The organism is Kitasatospora sp. NPDC040550, assembly GCF_055594965.1.
The window spans coordinates 106,874-125,236 of sequence record NZ_JBVIWC010000025.1; the positions used below are offsets into that span (position 1 = coordinate 106,874).

Here is an 18,363-nt window from a genome sequence, read left to right on the forward strand (position 1 = left end):
CCCCTTACCTTCTCCGTTTCCCCCCCCTCCCCCCCCCCCTCCCCCCCCCCCCCCCCCCCCCCCCCCCCCCCCCCCCCCCCCCCCGCTACCGCGCCAGCACCGCGGTGAGCGCCCCGAGCAGCAGGAAGGGGCCGACCGGGACCTCCAGTCCGCGCCACGGGCGCCGGCGAGCCAGCAGGGCGGCGACCCGCAGGGTGCCCCACAGGCCGGCGAGCACCACCGCGGCGACCAGCCCGCCGATCGCGACCCACCAGCCGTACCAGCCCAGCAGCCCGCCCAGGGCGAGCCCGAGCGGCGAGTCCCCGGGGCCCAAGGCGCCGATCTGGACGGCCACTTCGAGCAGCGCGCCGACCGCCAGCGCGACCAGCAGGCAGCGCAGCAGCACCCCCGGACGCCCCTCGGCCAGCGCCGCCACCGCCAGCAGCACGGCCACCCCGGCCAGCAGCGGCACGGTCAGCCGGTACGGCAGCCGGCGCACCCGGGCGTCGGTGAAGCCGAGCGCCACCCCGAACGCGCCCGCCCAGGCGAGCGCCGCCGCCTGCGGGCCGTCCGCCGCGTACCCGACCGCGACCGCGACCGCCGCGGCGACCGCCTCCACCGTCCCCGGGCCGGCTCCCAGCCGCCCCCGGCAGCCCGGGCAGCGCCCGGTCGGCGGCAGCAGCCGCCCCACCGGGCGCCCGCACAACGGGCAGGCCTCGCACCAGGGTTCGCCCTCGGGCACGGCGAAGCGGGCGACCAGCGCGCGCAACGCGGGAGCCAGCAGGAGGGCGACCAGCACCGCCCCGGCCACGACCGTCACCACCGGCACTCCCCCTTGTCCTTGTCGACTTCTTCCCACCGGCGTCTGCCGCTGACTTCTCCCCGCCGGCTTCTCCCTGTCGACTTCTCCCGTCGACCGACCGGCCCCATCTTCCCGCCCGGGACGGACGGCCGGTGTGCCGTCCGTCTCGTTCCGGTGGAGAATCCGCCGCAGAGATCGACGGCGTTCCTCGCATACGCGAGCATTCCGGACATCCGGGCAGCAATTTGGAAGGCCGTTCGAGACCCCCGCCTGGCGATCCAAGGAGGCCCTTCCGGGCTCGGCGAGCCGTCTCCCCGGACACCCCGCACCGGGCCCCGGCGTGCCCCTAAAGTAGGCAGGCATGCAGGTCATCCAGTCCAGCAAGCTCGCCAACGTCTGCTACGACATCCGCGGCCCGGTGCTCGACGAGGCGATGCGGCTGGAGGAACAGGGCCACCGCATCCTCAAGCTCAACACCGGTAACCCGGCCACCTTCGGCTTCGAGGCGCCCCCGGAGATTCTCCAGGACATCCTGCGCAACCTCGCGAACGCGCACGGGTACGGCGACTCCAAGGGCCTGCTCTCGGCCCGCCGCGCCGTGGTGATGCACTACGAGGACCGCGGCCTGCACGGGCTCTCGGTGGACGACGTCTTCCTCGGCAACGGCGTCTCCGAGCTGATCCAGCTCGCCATGACCGCGCTGCTGGACGACGGCGACGAGGTGCTCGTCCCCGCGCCGGACTACCCGCTGTGGACGGCCTCGGTCTCACTGGCCGGCGGCACCGCGGTGCACTACCGCTGCGACGAGCAGTCAGAGTGGTATCCGGACCTCGCCGACATCGAGGCCAAGGTCACCGACCGGACCAGGGCCATCGTGGTGATCAACCCGAACAACCCGACCGGCGCGGTCTACCCGCGCGAGGTGCTGGAGGGCATCGCCGAGATCGCCCGCCGGCACCAGCTGGTGGTCTACGCGGACGAGATCTACGACAAGATCCTCTACGACGACGCCGAGCACGTCCCGCTGGCCACCCTGGCCCCGGACCTCTTCTGCGTCACCTTCAACGGACTGTCCAAGGCGTACCGGGTCGCGGGCTTCCGCTCCGGCTGGATGGTGCTCTCCGGCGACCGGCAGCGCGCCCACAGCTACGTCGAGGGCCTGACCGTACTCGCCTCGATGCGGCTGTGCGCCAACATGCCGGCCCAGCACGCGGTGGCCGCCGCGCTCGGCGGACGGCAGTCGATCAAGGACCTGGTGCTGCCCGGCGGCCGGCTGCTCGCCTCCCGCGACGCCGCGTACGAGCTGCTCAACCAGATCCCCGGCGTGAGCTGCGTCAAGCCGAAGGGCGCGCTGTACGCCTTCCCCCGGCTGGACCCGAAGGTCTACAAGATCAAGGACGACGCCCAGATGGTGCTGGACCTGCTGCGGTCCCAGCGCATCCTGCTGGTCCAGGGCACCGGCTTCAACTGGCCCGAGCCGGACCACTTCCGGCTGGTCACGCTGCCGCGACCGGAGGAGATCACCGACGCGGTGACCAGGATCGGCGACTTCCTCAGCGGCTACACCCAGCCCTGACCCCTCCCGCCGGAGGGGCGCTCCTTCGCGGGAGGAAGGCCGGGGGGCGCTCCTTCGCGGGCGAAACACTACGGCCGGAGTCCCGGCCCTGGTGGTCTCCTTGGTCGGGGAAAGACCACCCGGCGGAACTCCGGCCGTCCCGTCACTCGGTCGGCGCGCGGTTCGTGCCGCACGCCGACCTCTCGCTCGGCTGAGGCTCAGGCTCAGCCGAGGCGCGCGACCAGGCTCCGGTACTCGTCCCACAGCTCCTTCGGGGTGTGGTCGCCGAACAGCTCCAGGTGGGCCGGCACCAGCGCGGCCTCCTGGCGCCAGATGTCGGCGTCCACGGTGAAGAGCAGGTCGAGGTCCTCCTCGGACAGCTTGAGGTCACCCAGGTCGAAGCCCTCGACCTTCGGCAGCACGCCGATCGGGGTCTCGACGCCGTCGGCGGTGCCCTCCAGGCGCTCGACGATCCACTTGAGCACGCGGCTGTTCTCGCCGTAGCCGGGCCAGACGAACTTGCCCTCGGCGTTCTTGCGGAACCAGTTGACGTAGTAGATCTTCGGCAGCTTGGCGGCGTCCGCCTGGGCGCCGACCTTCAGCCAGTGGGCGAAGTAGTCGCCCATGTTGTAGCCGCAGAACGGCAGCATCGCGAACGGGTCGCGGCGCAGCTCGCCGACGGTGCCCTCGGCGGCGGCGGTCTTCTCGGAGGCGATGTTGGCGCCCAGGAACACGCCGTGCTGCCAGTCGAAGGACTCGGTGACCAGCGGGACGGCGGTGGCCCGGCGGCCGCCGAACAGGATCGCCGAGATCGGCACGCCCGCCTGGTCCTCCCACTCGGGGGCGATGGTCGGGCACTGCGCGGCCGGCACGGCGAAGCGGGCGTTCGGGTGGGCGGCGGGGGTGCCGGACTCGGGGGTCCAGTCGTTGCCGCGCCAGTCGGTGAGGTGCGCCGGGGGCTCCTCGGTCAGGCCCTCCCACCACACGTCGCCGTCGTCGGTGAGGGCGACGTTGGTGAAGACGGTGTTGCCCCAGAGGGTGTCGATGGCGTTGGCGTTGGTGTCCACGCCGGTGCCGGGGGCGACGCCGAAGAAGCCGGCCTCGGGGTTGATCGCGTAGAGGCGGCCGTCCGCGCCGAAGCGCATCCAGGCGATGTCGTCGCCGATGGTCTCGACCTTCCAGCCCGGGATGGTCGGCTGGAGCATGGCCAGGTTGGTCTTGCCGCAGGCCGACGGGAAGGCGGCCGCGACGTACTTGACCTCACCGGACGGCGGGGTGAGCTTGAGGATGAGCATGTGCTCGGCCAGCCAGCCCTCGTCGCGGGCCATGGTCGAGGCGATGCGCAGCGCGTAGCACTTCTTGCCGAGCAGGGCGTTGCCGCCGTAGCCCGAGCCGAAGGACCAGATCTCCTTGGTCTCCGGGAAGTGCGAGATGTACTTGGTGCTGTTGCACGGCCACGGCACGTCCGCCTCGCCCTCGGCGAGCGGGGCACCGACGGTGTGCACGGCCTTGACGAAGTCCCCGTCCTCGCCGAGCTGCTCGAGCACGGCCTTGCCCATGCGGGTCATCACGCGCATCGACACCGCGACGTAGGCGGAGTCGGTGATCTCGACGCCGTACGCGGCCAGCGGGGAACCGACCGGGCCCATCGAGAAGGGCACGACGTACATCGTGCGGCCCTTCATCGCGCCGCGGAACAGGCCCTGCTCACCCTGGAAGACCTCGCGCATCTCGGCGGGGGCCTTCCAGTGGTTGGTCGGTCCGGCGTCCTTCTCCTGCTCGGAACAGATGAAGGTGCGGTCCTCCACGCGCGCGACGTCGGACGGGTCCGAGGCGGCGTAGTAGGAGTTGGGGCGCTTCTCCTCGTTCAGCTTCTTGAAGGTGCCCTGAGCCACCAGCAGGTCCGCGAGGCGCTGGTACTCCTCGTCGGAACCGTCGCACCACTCGATGCGGTCCGGCTGAGTGAGCTCGGCGATCTCGCTCACCCAAGCGAGCAGCTGCTTGTGGCGGGTGGGCGCGGATGCGCTGAGAGCAGAGATCTCGTACGACACGATCGCTCCGTTTCACGCCGTCCCGGCGGGGAGACGGCGTAGCGGGGGTCTGAGGGTGCTTGCAGCGTAGACCCGGCTCCTGGCCTCCAACGCGGCACTGCGGCGAAATTGACGCATCTTTTACTACAGTAAGTATGATTACTGGCCAGTAGCCAGCCGTTCACGTCCGGGCCGGAGTGCGCGGCGCCACACTCCGATTGCTCCAAAACGTCCAAGAGTGATGAGCACCACTTCCTTACGCGCCAGTAACCTACGGTGCCGTAGGTAGCAGGTAGCATGCTGCCCATGACTGCTGCTGCGCTCGCGGAGAGCACTGGGGAGGGCCCGGCCGAGAGCCGGGAGGACAAGCCGAAGTGGCGCGGCTGGCTGCACGCCGGGATGTTCCCCGCCACCGTCGCCGCCGGGATCGTGCTGATCTGCCTGGCCGACTCCACGCCGGCCAAGATCGCCTGCGCGGTCTACTCGGTCAGCGCCTGGCTGCTGTTCGGCGTCAGCGCGGTCTACCACCGCTTCGACTGGGGCCCGCGCGGGGACGCCGTGCTCCGGCGACTGGACCACGCGAACATCTTCCTGATCATCGCGGGCACCTACACGCCGTTCACGATCCTGCTGCTCAACGGCGCCGACCAGCAGATACTGCTCTGGGTCGCCTGGGGCGGGGCGCTCGCCGGGATCGCCTTCCGGGTGTTCTGGGTCGGCGCGCCGCGCTGGCTGTACACCCCCGTGTACATCGCGCTGGGCTGGGCCGCCGCCTTCTTCCTGCCGGACTTCCTGCGCACCGGCGGGGTCGCCGTCCTGGTGCTGATGATCGTCGGCGGGGTGCTCTACAGCATCGGCGGCGTGGTGTACGGGCTCAAGCGGCCCAACCCCTCACCGCGCTGGTTCGGCTTCCACGAGGTGTTCCACGCCTTCACCCTCGGAGCCTTCATCGTGCAGTACGTCGGCGTCTCACTGGTGGCGTACAGCGCGGCCGGCTGAACCCGGCGCACCCCGACGGGCGGTCGTCCGGTCCGTGGACCGGGTGGCCGCCCGTTCGGCCGTCCAGGGCCGCTCGTACCCGGCCCGGCCCTGCGGGCGGCGCGGGTACGGCGGATGGTCGGCGGCACCCGGCTCCGCCTCCGACTCCGGCCGCGGGTCGACCGAGTGCTGCGACTGCGCCTGCCGCTCCTGCTGCGCCCGCCCTGCCCGCTCTGCCCGCGAGCGTGACTGCGGGGAGCGCGCCGCCGCCACGGACTCCGGCAGCTCCGCCCCGGCCCGGCCGCGGGTCTGCCGCTCGTCCAGCGCCTCCCGGGCCCGGCGGCAGCGCTCGCAGTGGGCGGCGTCCGGGATGCCGCGCCGCGGCCGGTGCCCGGCCCGGGACGGCCGCCGGTGCGTCGCCTGCCAGCGGCGGCCGACGTACACCATGACCAGCAGCGTCTCGATCCCGGCGACCACGAGCACCAGTGGCGCCCCGCTGACCAGGTAGGCCGCGACCACGGCCAACGCGGAACCCACCACCACGGCCGCGCCCCACGCCTGGGCCCGCGCCTGCCTGTCGTCACTGTCGGCCACTTCGGCTCCCCTTTCCCGGCGCCGGGCTCGTGGTCGGCTCCTGCCGCCCCACCCCTTCTCCGCTCTCGGCACGCGTCCGGCCAGCACTGACCGATTGCCACATGGTATCTACCGACAGTCACCCGGAGCCGCCCCGAGGCGGCGAACGACAGATCAACGTTGCGTCAATTCCTTGTGCGGAAGCAGCACTTCCAGGACACACCACACAGAGTCATCGAATCGTCACAGCACTATCGAATTGACGGTCGACTTCTTTTGAGAGTTACTGTCATTTGACAGAAGCTTTCTCGCATCGCACCCCCTGGAGGTCGCCGTGCCCGCCGACCCGCGCCGCTGGCTCGCCCTGGTCGCCGTCGCCCTGAGCGTCCTGGTGATCAGCTTCGACATGACGATCCTCAACGTCGCCCTGCCCACCCTGGCCTCCCAGTTACGGGCCACCACCGGGCAGCAGCAGTGGATCGTCGACGCCTACACCGTGGTCTTCGCCGCCGTGATGCTCCCGGCCGGCCTGCTCGGCGACCGATACGGCCGCCGCCGCACGCTCACCGTCGGCCTCGCCCTGTTCGGACTCGCCTCCGCCGTCGGCATGCTCACCGACTCGCCCGGCACCCTGATCGCCGCCCGCGCCGCGATGGGCCTGGCCGCCGCCCTCGTCATGCCGATGTCGCTGGCGGTCATCCCCGGGATCTTCCCGACCGGCGAACGCCGCCGGGCCACCGCGATCCTCTCCGCCGCGATCGCCGGCGGCGCCCCGCTCGGGCCGCTGATCGGCGGCCTGCTGCTCCAGCACTTCTGGTGGGGCTCGATCTTCGCCGTCAACATCCCGCTCACCCTGCTCGGCATGGGCGCCTGCCTCCTGCTGCTGCCCGAGACCCGCAACCCCGCCGCACCCCGGATCGACCTGCCCGGCACCGTCCTCGCCGCCACCGGGCTCGGCGCGCTCACCTACGGCATCATCGAGGGCTCCGACCGCGGCTGGGCCGACCTCCTGGTGCTCACCACCCTGACCGGCTCGGTGGTGCTGCTCACCGCCCTGGTGCTGCGCAGCCGCCACCGCGCCGACCCGATGCTCGACCTCACCCTGCTCGCCGACCCGACCTTCCGCTGGTCCTCGGTCGCCGCCACCCTGATCTCGCTCGTCCTGTTCGGCGCCTTCTTCGTCCTGCCGCTCTACTTCCAGAGCGTGCTCGGCACCGACGCCCTCGGCTCCGGACTGCGGTTGATGCCGATGATGCTCGGCCTGCTCGTCGCCGCCCGGCTCAGCGAACGGCTAGTGACGCGGTTCGGCGCCCGCACCGTGATCACCCTCGGCCTGGCCCTGCTCGCCGCCGCCCTGCTGTTCGGCAGCCGCACCGGCGGCGCCGACGGGTACGGGCGGGCCGCGCTCTGGCTCACCGTCCTCGGTCTCGGCATGGGCCTGGCCCTGATCACCGCCCAGGGCTCCGCCCTGATCACCCTGCCGCCCGCCCGGGCCGGCGTCGGCTCCGGACTGCTCCAGACCCTGCGGCAGGTCGGCGGCGCGATCGGGATCGCCGCCTTCGGCAGCCTGCTGGCCGGGTCCTACCGGGGCGCGCTGGACACCGGCGGACTCCCCGCCGAGGCGGCGCACCGGGCCGGGACGTCGGTGGTCGCCGCCGACACCGTCGCCCGGGAGACCGGGCGGCCGGCGCTCGGCGCCGCGGCACACGTGGCGTACGTGCACGGGATGGGACTCGTACTGCTGGTCGCCGGGCTGGTCGCGGCGTTCTCGGCGGTCCTGGTCGCGGCCCGGATGCCGTCCGGGGAATCCACCCGGGGCACCCCCGCCGACCGGTCCGAACCCGCCGCCGCCAGCGCCACCGCCACCGCCACCGGCGATCACCGATAATCGGGGCCATGAAGACCGAGCAGCCGACCGCGGCCCTCCCGGACGCCCCGACCAACCCGGTCCAGGCCCTGCTGGAGGCGCCGCTGTCGCTGCGCGAGCGGAAGAAGTTGAAGACCCGGCAGACCGTGCGCCGCGAGGCGTACCGCCTGTTCGCCGAGCAGGGCTACGAGAACACCACGGTCGAGCAGATCGCCGCCGCCGCCGAGATCTCCCCCTCCACCCTCTTCCGGTACTTCGCCACCAAGGAGGACCTCGTCCTGACCGACGAGTACGACCCGGCGATCATCGCCGCCCTGCTCGCCCGGCCCGCCGACGAACCCTTCCTGCGGTCCTGCCGGGAGGCCCTCATCGGCCTGATCCGCGCCCTGCTCCAGCACGAGCGCCAGGAACTGCTGACCCGGATGCGGCTGGTCACCGAAGTCCCCGCGCTGCGCGCCGGACTGTTCCGGACCGGCAACAGCCCGCACGAGCTGTACCTCTCCGTCCTCGCCCGGCGGGCGGGCGTCGAGCACCCCACGTACGAGATGCGGGTCACGGCCGCCGCCATCGGCGCCGCCACCGTCGAGGCCGTGCTCCAGTGGGCCGCACAGGACGGCCGGGAGGAGATCGCCGACCTGGTCGACCGCACCTTCGCCCTGCTGGAGAGCGGCTTCGCCGGGGTGTGAGCGCACGGTGACGGGGCCCGGCTCGGTGAAGAGCCGGGCCCCGTCGCGGTCTCAGCGGTTGCCCCGCCTGCGCCGCAGGACCGCACCGGCACCCACCAGCGCGGTGGCGCCGAGCGCGGCGGCCGCCGTCACGGCCGGCAGCCCCGAGCCGCCGGCCTCCCCGGATGCCACGGATGCCGCGGCCGGGGCGGCCTCGGACGCAGCCGCCCCGGCGGCGTTCACCTCGTAGCCGCCGCCCTTGCCCTCCCGGTCGTACGCCGAACCGGGCAGCTTGTCCCCGTACCGCTGGTGCACCAGCTGCTGGTACCCGGCCAGCGACACCCCGCCCGCGCCCACCGAGCGCCGGGCCTCGTCGTCCAGCGGCAGCACCCGGCCGTCCCGCAGCACGTACCAGGCGTTGACCTGCGGCTCCCGGAAGGCCGTACCGCCGCCGCTGCCGGCCGCCTTCGCCGCGTAGTCGCTCTCGTCGCCGCCGGAGGCGATGTTGACGACCCGCCAGGAGTCGCCCTGGCGGACCGTCCAGACCGAGGCGGTCTGCCCGTCCGCCGCGACCACCTTGCTCGCCGTGAACTCGGCCTTCGCCACCGGTGCGCCCGGGGTTCCGGACACGAAACCGGCGTCCAGGGTGTAGACCGGCACGGTGTCCCCGGCCAGGCGGGGCGCCGCGTCGCTCGCCGCCTTCGCCTCCTCGGCGGCACCGATGGTCAGTTGCTGTGTCGGCGGGACGCCCTTGCGGGCGAAGAAGTGGCCCACCTTGTCGAGCACCGCGGGGTCCTGGACGGCGCTACGCGCCCCGGCCAGGTCGGCGGCGGGCACCGGTGCGGGGGCGCCGGGTGCGCCCGGTGCGGGGGCGCCGGGTGCGCCCGGTGCGTCGGCCTGCGCGGCCGGGGCGAGCGCCAGCGCGAGGCCGGCGGCAAGCAGGACGGTGACGGCGGCCCGGCGGGCCGTACTGAGCTCGGTCATGGTCGTCCTCACGCGCCGATCCGGTACAGGGAGTGGGTCCAGGAGAACGTGTTGTTGTTCACGTAGTACCAGTAGTCCGCCCAGTTGTAGCGGTAGTTGGACGGCCACGGGTCGCCCCAGTAGACCCAGTTGTTGCCCGTGTCGTACCCGTACAGGACGTGCATGTGCCCGCCGCCCGAGCTCCACTGGATGCGCGTCTCGATCGGACGGTTGGCGTCCACCTCGGACTGCACGGTGTTGTAGCGCAGGTACCCGGTGACGTACGAACCCGGGTTGATGCCGACCCAGTCCAGCCCGTTCTGCACGTCGGCCAGCGAGGCCTGGCTGTTCGGGCAGCTGGAGTCGACCGAGCGGCCGAACGCGGCGTTGCAGAACTGGTTCTGGCTGTAGTTGTAGCCGAACCAGGTGGCGATGGTGTTCCCGCTCGCCGCCCAGCACCAGTTGGTCTGCTGTTGCTGCTGCATGGTGATGTTGAGCTTCTTGAACGTGCCGGCCAGATCGGCCGTGCTGCCGGGTGCCGCCGCCGGGCGGACCTGGTGCGCGGCCCGCTGGAGGGCAGGGGCGGGGGCGGGGGCGGCCGTGGGGGTGGCCGCCGCCGGGGTGCTCACCGCGGCGGTCAGCGCCGGGCCCAACACGCCCAGGGCCAGCAGCGAGACCGCGCGGCGCAGCCGTATCCGTGGAACTGGCATGGGGGAATGCCTCCTTGCACGAGTGGAGCGAGGTGCTGTGTGGGGGCGCGGTCCGGATCGCGCCCCGAGCATCGCGCCGCACTCCGGGCCCGGTCAACGGCCCCGGACGGGCCCCGACCGCGGTGTGAACGGGCCCGCGCGGATGTGAACGGCAGCCGGAAAACCCCGGCGCGAGCTGCCCGGACCGGTGACAAACCGCCGCACGGATGTGAATATTCACGGTCAAAACCCGGTCCGCGCCCGCCAGGAGGCCGCCATCCACCGAAGCGACCCAGCCGACCTCGCCGCCGCCCTGCGCACCGGCCCGTTCCACCTCGCCCTGCGCACCGCCATCGCCACCCGCGGCCTCGCCCTGCACCGCATCCGCCGCCACCTCGCCCTGCGCGGCGTCAACGTCGGCCTCACCAGCCTCAGTTACTGGCAACAAGGACGACGCCGGCCCGAACGCCCCGAATCACTGCGCGCCGTCGCCGCCCTCGAAAACGTCCTCGACCTCCCCGAACACTCCCTCACCCGGCTCCTCGGCCCCCGCCGCACCGCCCCGGCCGCCGGACCCCCCGTCCGCCCCTACCGCGACCTGATCTCCCCACCCACCGCCGTCGACGGCCTGCTCGCCACCCTCGCCGGCCCCCGCGACACCGGCCTGCACACCATCACCCACATCGAACGCATCCGCGTCGGCCCCGACCGCCAACTCACCCGCCGCGACTCCCAACACGCCCTGCGCGCCCACCGCGACGGCATCGACCGCTACCTCGCCCTCCACCAGGGCGACCCCGGCAGCGACACCGCCCTCGTCGGCGTCCGCGCCGAGGAGAACTGCCGCCCCGGCCGCATCCGCCGCGACCAGGCCCACCACCTCCTCGCCGCCGAACTCCTCCTCGACCGCCGCCTGCGCGCCGGCGACACCCACCTCCTCGGCTACGGCTTCGACGACGCCCCCTCCCCCACCCCCAGCTGCGAATACGTCCGCGGCTTCAACTCCGGCGCCGGCCAGTACGTCCTCCAGATCACCTTCCACCCCGCCGCCCTCCCCGTCCGCTGCCACCGCATCGCCCTCCACTCCCCCGGCACACCCCCCTACGAGACCGAGGAACTCACCCTCGACGGCCACCACTGCGTCCACCTGGTCGCCACGGCGATCCGGCCGTGCATCCTGGGCATCCGGTGGGACTGGGAGTGAGGCGGAGGCGATCAGTGCGACCAGTACGCATCGTCGAGGTCGGGGGCGGGAGCCTGGCCGGTCCGTCGCTCGCCGATCGGAGGGGCACCGTAGTCCTTCTCGGGCTGGTAGTGCACCCCGAAGGCATCTGCGCTCAGGGCCACCGTCACGGCCGAATCGGCCGCGGTGGTCACCGAGATCGTGAACAGGGTGTCCCCGCGCCCGGAGCAGTGGAGCTGGGCGTACTGCGTCGCCTGGCTGCCCGTGGTGGTGTCGGACCGCCGGCATTCCCCGCCCCAGAACCGCGCCATCCCGTCCAGCAGCACCGGGACCTTCGAAGGCGCCACCTTCGTCCGGACCGACGCCACTTCGTGGACATCGGAGCGCAGGCTAGGCTCGCCGTCGGCGTGCTCCTGACGTCGGTCCACGACGTAGAAGCCGCCGGAGTAGGACAGCGGCGGGGTGATCGCTGTCATGGCCGCCCGCAGGGTCTCGTCGAGTCGCGCCTTCGCCTCACTCGGGCTCAGCAGGTCGGCGCCCCGGTCCATCAGGGCCATCGGACCGTACCCGTTGTGGAACAGCCCCACCCCGGTGGCCAGGAGGACCGTCGCCGCCACGGAACAGCCCAGTACGCGCCGCGGCCGCTTCACCCGCGTTGACCCTGCAGTTTGACGCCCCCGCTGCCCGTGACGACGGCCGCGATGTTGTCCAGCGAGGGCCCGCCCCGCCCGTTCAGGTACTTGGTGTGCGCGTCGATGGGGTTGCCACGGCTCCAGTCGTCGACCGTGAAGCGGTTCGCACCGAAGTGCTTGCTGGACGGATCCCTGCCGTACCAGCGCTCGTCCGGGTCGAGGCTGAACTTCGACGGGGCGTGCGTGACGACGTCGTTGTCAGCAGCGCCGACCCAGACGTGGCCGGCGGGCATCCTGAGGTCAGCGGCCTTGTCCACGCCGACACCCGGGCTGCCGATGAAGACCACGTCGTCCGGCGGCGCGTAGTGCGACCCCGGCTGGGTGGCGAGCTTGGTGGCCTGGCCGACCAGGTAGGACCCGTAGCTGTGCCCGACCGCGGTGACGTGCGGGGGCTGGGTGCCCTCGTGGCTCGCCCGCACCCCGCTCAGGAAGCTCGCGTACGCCGGGGCGCCGTCCTTGCCCGCCTTCGTCGACGCGGCGCCGAGGTCCATCCCCGGCGAGTCGTAACCGAGCCAGACCACCGAGGCGACGGAGTGGCCGGCCGGGGCCTTGCCGCTCGCGGCGCGGTAGAGGTTCAGACCGTTCTCCGCCTCGTTGGTCCCGTCGTTCTCCCCGGGCCCGAGGCTCGCCATGGTGGTGGTGATCCCCGGAACGTAGGCGGAGATGTCGGTGGCGGTGTCGGGGTTGCCGTAGGAGAGGATCGCCCGCCCTTGGCCCTCACTTCCGAGACCGAGCAAGTAGATCGGCGGCTCCCCGGTGTGCTCCGAGAGGCGCTTGTCGATGGGCCCGTAGAGCGCGAGATACTTCTTCTCGCTGGAGTTCAGTTCCCCCGGCTTCTTGTCCCTGATGTTCCTCATCAGGTTGTCCAGTTGGTCGCGGTTCACCCTGTCCCGCACCTCCGCCGGAATGCCGTCCAGATTCCCGAGCACCTCCGGGTGGTGGCTGAGGAACCACTGCTGGCCCTGCGGATCGAGCCCCTTCCACCAGAAGTTGACCTCGGTGGCGGGCGCGCCCTTGAGGGGCATGCTCCGCCGCCACTCCGGGTTGGACGCATCGCCGAACTGTTCCATGTACGCGTCGGCGCCGGCCGTCTTCTCGTCCAGGCCCGACTTGTCCTTGGCATGCCCGGCGAACCTGTTGAGCCCGGCGGTCAGGGCGTCGTCGGCCTCGGCCGCGTCGGCCAGCGCCTTGGCGATCTGCTTGCTGATCCCGTCGGCGGCCGACTTCTGCTTGGCCTCCCAGTCCGGCGCCTGGTACGGGTTGGTCGACGCGGGCCAGCTCACGGCGCCGGCGTCGCTGACCGTGAAGCCCTTCGCCTGTGCGTCCGACAGCGCCTTGACGAGCCTGCCTTGGGCCATTGTCATGGCATCGGCGCAGTCGCGGATCTCCTTGCCGATCAGGCCGAGCTCCGTCACCGCCGCACGCATCTTGCCGGTGAAGCCGTCGAGCACCGGCATCGCGGCGTCGGCCGCCGGTCCCGACCACTGGGAGCCGTGGGCCCGGTCGGCGGTCCCGCTCTTCCAGTCCGTGGCGTGTTGCGCCATGGCCGTGCACAGCGTGTCGTACGCCCCCGCCGCCGTGTACAGGTCCGCCGGTTTGGCGTTCCGCAGGCTTGCGATGTCCATCCCCGCACCCCCTTTGCGCCCTGTGCCCCCCACAGCACCCACAGCTACCATAACGTCCGCGGCCGACACGGATGTCAGGGGGAACCGATGGGACAGGACCCGGGATTCACCGTCAAACCAGGCGAGTTGACCGCCGCCGGGAACAACGCGCTGACGGTCGCCGGCAAGGTCCCCGAGGAGACGGCGAAGCTCGCGGAGCCGAGCGCCACGGCCGCCGGGAGCCTGGCCGGGTGGCAGAGCGGGGCGGCGCTGACGGGGTGCGGCGGCGCGTGGAAGACGTTGCTGGACGGGCTCGCCGCCGACATGAAGACCGCCGGGGGTCACCTGATCACCTGCGCGCACGACTATCAGAACGCCGATCACCTGCCGCCGCCGACCGCGACGGCGGCCCACGACCCCTTCGGGACGAAGGTGCTCGGGGTGGCCGGCGTCCACCTGACCCGGGACGCGTGACGCATTCCGGATGCCGCCTTCCGCACGCCACGTGACGCGTAACCCCGTTACGGCGTCCGGAAGTCCACCACCAGGCAGTCCTCCACCGGCCGGTAGCCGATCTGCTGGTAGATCGAGTTGCTGGTCGGGTTGGCGAGGTCGGTGTAGAGCAGCACCTCCTCCGCGCCCAGGCCGAGCACGTGGGCGGAGGCGGCCGCGGTGACCGCGCTGGCGTAGCCGCGGCCGCGGCGGTCGGCGGGGGTGTAGACCGGGCCGATGCGGGACATGCCGGCGAGCACGGGGCTGGCGCCGGCCAGGGCGACGGGGGTGCCCGCGTCCTCCCAGAGGTGGAGGCCGCCGGAGGCCAGCTTGTCGTCCACGGCCCGGGCCACGTCGGAAGGGGTGGTCTGGACTTCGTTCAGGAACTCTTCGTACCAGCGGATGGCCAGTTCCCGGTCGGCCGGTCCGGCGAGCCGGGGCCGGCCGGCGGGCGGGCGCGGCGGGTCGGTGAGCCGGCCGAGCCGGTAGAGCCGCTCCTCGACCCGGACGGACTGTTCGGTGCCGGTGGCGGCCGTCCAGGCTTCGGCGAAGGCGCGGACCGGCTCGGCCCCGCCACCGACTCCGGCGACCTCGGTGAACCCGGGGCCGGCCTCGGCCAGTCGGAGCGCCAGCTCGGCGGCCCGGGCGGGGGTCATGGCGGAGAGCCTGGGGGCGAACGGCGGGGTCTGCAGGAAGGCGCCTTCGACCGGTCCGCCCGGTGCGGCCTGCCACCAGCCGAAGACCGGCGGCTGGTCCCCGAAGGCGTCGAGGCCGGATCCGGCGAGCCGGTGGGCGATGGTGAGCAGGACGGTGTTCTCGGCCGGGTGGGCGGCCAGGAAGTCGCCCGCGTGGCGGCGGAAGTCGTCGAGCGAGGTGCTGAGCGTCCAGGTCATGGCCCATCCTCGCCCCGCTCGACGCCCGCGCGCCAACGGTTATCCGCCCACGATCGCAACGGCGCCGAGCCGTTCGCCGAGCACGGCCGGATCGGTGGTGGGCACCTCGCAGGCGAAGTGCCGGCAGACGTACGCCGCGGGCGCCCCGCCGACCAGCGGGCGGTCGGCCAGCAGCGGCACCTCGCTCTGCCCCGGCGTACCCACCGCCACCACCGCCCCGGGGGCGGTCCCGAGCAGGGCGGCCCGGCGCAGTGCCGCGGTGGCCGGGTGGTCGGCCGGGCCGACGACGGCGACCTCGCGGGGCCCGTCGAGCAGGGCCTCGGCGACGGCGAGGCCCCAGCCGATGAACCGGGGGGCCCGGCCGGCCAGGGCGCCGACGATGCCGAGGGCGCGCTCGGCGGCGGTGCGATGGCGCTCGGAGCCGGTGTACGCGGCGTAGCCGAGGAGGGCCCCGGCGGCGGCGGTCCAGCCGGAGGGGGTGGCGTTGTCGGTCGGGTCCTGGGGGCGGCGGATGAGTTCCTCGGCGTCGTCGGCGGTGTCGTAGAGGGCGCCGGAGGCCTCGTCGGTGAAGTGCTTGAGCACGGTGTCGAGCAGGCCGCCCGCCAGTTGGAGCCATTCCGCCTCGCCGGTGACGGCGTAGAGGGCGAGGAAGCCCTCGGCGGTGTCGGCGTAGTCCTCCAGGACGCCGGCGTTGCTGCCGGGGCGGCCGTCCCGGGAGGTGCGCAGCAGCCGGCCGTCGGAGGTGAGGTGGACGGCGAGCAGCAGGTCGGCGGCGCGTTCGGCGGCCTCGACGAGGTCGGGGCGCTCCAGCAGGGCGCCGGTCTCGGCGAGGGCGGCGATGGCGAGGCCGTTCCAGGCGGCGACCACCTTGTCGTCGCGGGCGGGTGCGGGCCGGGCCGCCCGGGCCTGGAGCATCCGCTGCCGGATCTCCTCGTACTCGGCGAAGTCCGCCGGGTCGGTGAGGAGTTGGAGCACGGAGGTGCCGTGCTCGAAGGTGCCGTCGGCGGTGACGGTGAACAGCCGGGCGGCGGTGGCCGCGTCGGCCGGGCCGAGCAGGTCGACCAACTGGCCGGGCTCCCACACGTAGTAGGCGCCCTCGGCGGTGGAGCCGGTCTCCTCGTCGAGGCTGTCGGCGTCCAGCGCGGACGCGAACGCGCCTTCGGGGGTACGGAGTTCGCGCAGCAGGAAGTCGGCCGTGGACAGCGCGACCCGGCGGGCGAGCGCGGAGCCGGTGGCCCGCCACAGGTGCAGGTAGGCGCGCAGCAGCAGGGCGTTGTCGTACAGCATCTTCTCGAAGTGCGGCACCACCCAGCCGGCGTCCACGGCGTAGCGGGCGAAGCCGCCGCCGAGCTGGTCGTGGATGCCGCCGCGGGCCATCGTCTCGGCGGTGCGGACGGCCATCTCCAGGGCGGCCTCGGAGCCGGTCCGGGCGTGGTGGCGGAGCAGGAACTCGATCACCATGGCCGGGGGGAACTTGGGGGCCCCGCCGAAGCCGCCGCGGGTCTGGTCGAACTCCCGGCTGAGGGTGACCAGCGCCTGGTGCAGGTCGGCGTCGGCGGGCGGGTGGTGGGCGCCGGCCGAGTAGACGGCGGCGCGCTCGGCGAGGTCGGCCCGGATCCGCGCGGCGACCTCGCCGACCTCCTCCCGCCGGTCCCGCCAGGCCGCGTCCACACCCTCCAGCACCTGCCGGAAGGACGGCATGCCGTGCCGCGGGGCGGGCGGGAAGTAGGTCCCGAAGTAGAACGGCTCCTTGCCGGGCGTGAGGAAGACCGTCATCGGCCACCCGCCCTGCCCGGTCGCCGCCTGCACGGCCTCCATGTACACCGCGTCGACGTCCGGCCGCTCCTCCCGGTCCACCTTGACCGCGACGAACCGCTCGTTCAGGTACCCGGCGAGCTCCGCGTCCTCGAAGCTCTCGTGCGCCATCACATGACACCAGTGACAAGCCGCGTACCCGACGCTCAGCAGCACCGGCACCCCCCGCCGCTCGGCCTCCGCGAAGGCCTCCGGCCCCCAGGGCCACCAGTCGACCGGGTTGTCGGCGTGCTGCAGCAGGTACGGCGAGGTCGCGTCCGCGAGACGGTTCGGCATGCCGCCCATCCTCCCGCATGACCGGCCCCGCGGGCGTCAGGCCGCCCCGTCGGACCGGCTCCCCGAGGCCGGGCCGGCGCGGCCGGTCGGGCGGGGCGGACCGCCGGGCGGGCGGGCGTCGCGCCCTCGCCCGGGGCCGTGGGGCCCCGGGCGGGAGGGGCTACTCCTTGGGGGCCTCCGGCTCCTCCGTGAAGTCGACCTTCTTGAACTGCCGGTTCATGGACTTGGCCAGGAACCACGTCGCCACGGCGAGGGCGGCGAAGACGACGAAGCCGAGGAGACCGGGGGTGACCTTGGCGTCGTCGACGGCGAGGTCAGCGGCGAGGTGGACGAGGTTCACGGGGGCGCTCATATCTCTATGGTGGCCCGGCTCACGCCGAGCCGGGCCGTCGGGGGTGGGTCAGTCGCGCGTGTCGGCGGCCTCGGCCGCCAGGGTGGGGGTGCGCAGTCCGGCGAACAGGTCGTCCTCCGGGAGGTCCACGTCGATCAGGGTACGGGCGAGCTCGTAGTCCTCGGTGGGCCAGACCTCGCGCTGGACGTCGAGCGGGACGCGGAACCACGGGCCGTCCGGGTCGATCTGGGTGGCGTGGGCGATCAGTGCGCGGTCGCGGGTCTCGAACCAGTCGCCGCAGCGCACCCGGGTGGTGATCTCGCGCTCCTGGCGGCCGCTCTTCTCCCAGCCCGCGATCCACTCGCCGTACGGGGAGTCGTGCCCGTGCTCGGTGAGGTACTGGTGCAGGGCGCGGATGCGGCCCATCGGGAAACCGTGGTTGTAGTAGAGCTTGAGCGGCTGCCAGGGCTCGCCGGCCTCGGGGTAGGCGTCCGGGTCGCCGGCGGCGTCGAAGGCCAGCATGGTGATCTTGTGGGTCATGATGTGGTCCGGGTGCGGGTAGCCGCCGTTCTCGTCGTAGGTCGTGATGACCTGCGGCTTGAACTCCCGGATCAGCCGAACCAGCGGCTCGGCCGCCTCCTTGACGTCCTGCAGGGCGAAGCAGCCCTCGGGCAGCGGGGGCAGCGGGTCGCCCTCCGGCAGGCCGGAGTCCACGAAGCCCAGCCAGGCCTGCTTGACGCCGAGGATCGCCCGCGCCTCGTCCATCTCCTTGCGGCGCACCTCGTGGATGTTCTCCTCGATGTACGGGTCCCCCTGCAGCTTGGGGTTGAGGACCGACCCGCGCTCGCCCCCCGTGCAGGTGGCCACGAGCACGTCCACACCGTGCTCGACGTACATGGCCATGGTGGCCGCGCCCTTGCTGGACTCGTCGTCCGGGTGGGCGTGCACCGCCATCAGTCGCAACTGCTCAGTCAAC

Annotated in this window: 17 protein-coding genes; 6 read left to right on the top strand and 11 right to left on the bottom strand. The window is 72.8% G+C overall.

Going from position 1 to position 18,363, the window contains the following annotated elements; all coding sequences use genetic code 11:
• Positions 1 to 85: 85 nt before the first annotated feature.
• Positions 86 to 802 carry a prepilin peptidase gene (locus tag ACZ58X_RS30890; RefSeq protein WP_470336866.1) on the bottom strand — a complete coding sequence of 239 codons (717 nt, stop codon included), beginning with the start codon at positions 800 to 802 and terminating at the stop codon, positions 86 to 88.
• Positions 803 to 1,142: 340 nt separating this feature from the next.
• Between ACZ58X_RS30890 and ACZ58X_RS30895 the strand changes: the two genes are divergently transcribed.
• Positions 1,143 to 2,357 (top strand): pyridoxal phosphate-dependent aminotransferase, encoded by a 1,215-nt coding sequence (locus ACZ58X_RS30895; protein ID WP_470336867.1) that lies wholly within the window; start codon positions 1,143 to 1,145, stop codon positions 2,355 to 2,357.
• Between the two features lie 203 nt (positions 2,358 to 2,560).
• Here the strand turns inward: ACZ58X_RS30895 and ACZ58X_RS30900 are convergent, their stop codons facing one another.
• Positions 2,561 to 4,387 carry a phosphoenolpyruvate carboxykinase (GTP) gene (locus ACZ58X_RS30900; RefSeq protein ID WP_470336868.1) on the bottom strand — a complete coding sequence of 609 codons (1,827 nt, stop codon included), beginning with the start codon at positions 4,385 to 4,387 and terminating at the stop codon, positions 2,561 to 2,563.
• A gap of 285 nt (positions 4,388 to 4,672) precedes the next feature.
• Here ACZ58X_RS30900 and trhA point away from each other — a divergent pair, with 285 nt between their 5' ends.
• Positions 4,673 to 5,365 carry a PAQR family membrane homeostasis protein TrhA gene (trhA, locus tag ACZ58X_RS30905; protein WP_470336869.1) on the top strand — a complete coding sequence of 231 codons (693 nt, stop codon included), beginning with the start codon at positions 4,673 to 4,675 and terminating at the stop codon, positions 5,363 to 5,365.
• On the opposite strand, the gene ACZ58X_RS30910 is transcribed toward trhA, so the two are convergent.
• Entirely contained in the window at positions 5,336 to 5,938 is a 603-nt protein-coding gene (locus ACZ58X_RS30910) for a hypothetical protein (protein ID WP_470336870.1), read from the bottom strand. The genes trhA and ACZ58X_RS30910 overlap by 30 nt on opposite strands.
• Positions 5,939 to 6,251: 313 nt before the next feature.
• Here ACZ58X_RS30910 and ACZ58X_RS30915 point away from each other — a divergent pair, with 313 nt between their 5' ends.
• Both ACZ58X_RS30915 and ACZ58X_RS30920 read left to right on the top strand, forming a co-directional pair.
• Positions 6,252 to 7,805 (top strand): MFS transporter, encoded by a 1,554-nt coding sequence (locus tag ACZ58X_RS30915; RefSeq protein ID WP_470336871.1) that lies wholly within the window; start codon positions 6,252 to 6,254, stop codon positions 7,803 to 7,805.
• A gap of 8 nt (positions 7,806 to 7,813) precedes the next feature.
• Positions 7,814 to 8,470, top strand: a complete 657-nt coding sequence (locus ACZ58X_RS30920; RefSeq protein WP_470336872.1) for a TetR/AcrR family transcriptional regulator — start codon at positions 7,814 to 7,816, stop codon at positions 8,468 to 8,470.
• Positions 8,471 to 8,521: 51 nt separating this feature from the next.
• Here the strand turns inward: ACZ58X_RS30920 and ACZ58X_RS30925 are convergent, their stop codons facing one another.
• Positions 8,522 to 9,433, bottom strand: coding sequence for a hypothetical protein (locus ACZ58X_RS30925; RefSeq protein WP_470336873.1), 912 nt, complete (start codon positions 9,431 to 9,433; stop codon positions 8,522 to 8,524).
• An 8-nt stretch (positions 9,434 to 9,441) separates the two neighbouring features.
• Positions 9,442 to 10,122 carry a papain-like cysteine protease family protein gene (locus ACZ58X_RS30930; RefSeq protein ID WP_470336874.1) on the bottom strand — a complete coding sequence of 227 codons (681 nt, stop codon included), beginning with the start codon at positions 10,120 to 10,122 and terminating at the stop codon, positions 9,442 to 9,444.
• Between the two features lie 214 nt (positions 10,123 to 10,336).
• Here ACZ58X_RS30930 and ACZ58X_RS30935 point away from each other — a divergent pair, with 214 nt between their 5' ends.
• Entirely contained in the window at positions 10,337 to 11,305 is a 969-nt protein-coding gene (locus ACZ58X_RS30935) for a hypothetical protein (RefSeq protein WP_470336902.1), read from the top strand.
• A gap of 11 nt (positions 11,306 to 11,316) precedes the next feature.
• On the opposite strand, the gene ACZ58X_RS30940 is transcribed toward ACZ58X_RS30935, so the two are convergent.
• Positions 11,317 to 11,901, bottom strand: coding sequence for a hypothetical protein (locus ACZ58X_RS30940; protein ID WP_470336875.1), 585 nt, complete (start codon positions 11,899 to 11,901; stop codon positions 11,317 to 11,319).
• 29 nt (positions 11,902 to 11,930) lie between these two features.
• Positions 11,931 to 13,601 (bottom strand): alpha/beta hydrolase, encoded by a 1,671-nt coding sequence (locus ACZ58X_RS30945; RefSeq protein WP_470336876.1) that lies wholly within the window; start codon positions 13,599 to 13,601, stop codon positions 11,931 to 11,933.
• Between the two features lie 87 nt (positions 13,602 to 13,688).
• Between ACZ58X_RS30945 and ACZ58X_RS30950 the strand changes: the two genes are divergently transcribed.
• Positions 13,689 to 14,054 carry a hypothetical protein gene (locus ACZ58X_RS30950; protein WP_470336877.1) on the top strand — a complete coding sequence of 122 codons (366 nt, stop codon included), beginning with the start codon at positions 13,689 to 13,691 and terminating at the stop codon, positions 14,052 to 14,054.
• Between the two features lie 47 nt (positions 14,055 to 14,101).
• Here ACZ58X_RS30950 and ACZ58X_RS30955 read toward each other — a convergent pair whose 3' ends face one another.
• The 4 genes from ACZ58X_RS30955 to mca form a co-directional block, all read right to left on the bottom strand.
• Entirely contained in the window at positions 14,102 to 14,965 is an 864-nt protein-coding gene (locus ACZ58X_RS30955) for a GNAT family N-acetyltransferase (RefSeq protein WP_470336878.1), read from the bottom strand.
• Positions 14,966 to 15,004: 39 nt separating this feature from the next.
• Complete coding sequence (locus ACZ58X_RS30960) at positions 15,005 to 17,056, bottom strand: thioredoxin domain-containing protein (protein ID WP_470336879.1); 2,052 nt, start codon at positions 17,054 to 17,056, stop codon at positions 15,005 to 15,007.
• Positions 17,057 to 17,216: 160 nt separating this feature from the next.
• A complete protein-coding gene (locus ACZ58X_RS30965; RefSeq protein ID WP_360231037.1) occupies positions 17,217 to 17,408 on the bottom strand; it encodes a hypothetical protein in 192 nt (63 codons plus the stop codon).
• A gap of 48 nt (positions 17,409 to 17,456) precedes the next feature.
• On the bottom strand, positions 17,457 to 18,362 hold the full coding sequence (gene mca / locus ACZ58X_RS30970) for a mycothiol conjugate amidase Mca (RefSeq protein WP_470336880.1): 906 nt from the start codon (positions 18,360 to 18,362) through the stop codon (positions 17,457 to 17,459).
• Position 18,363: the final 1 nt, after the last annotated feature.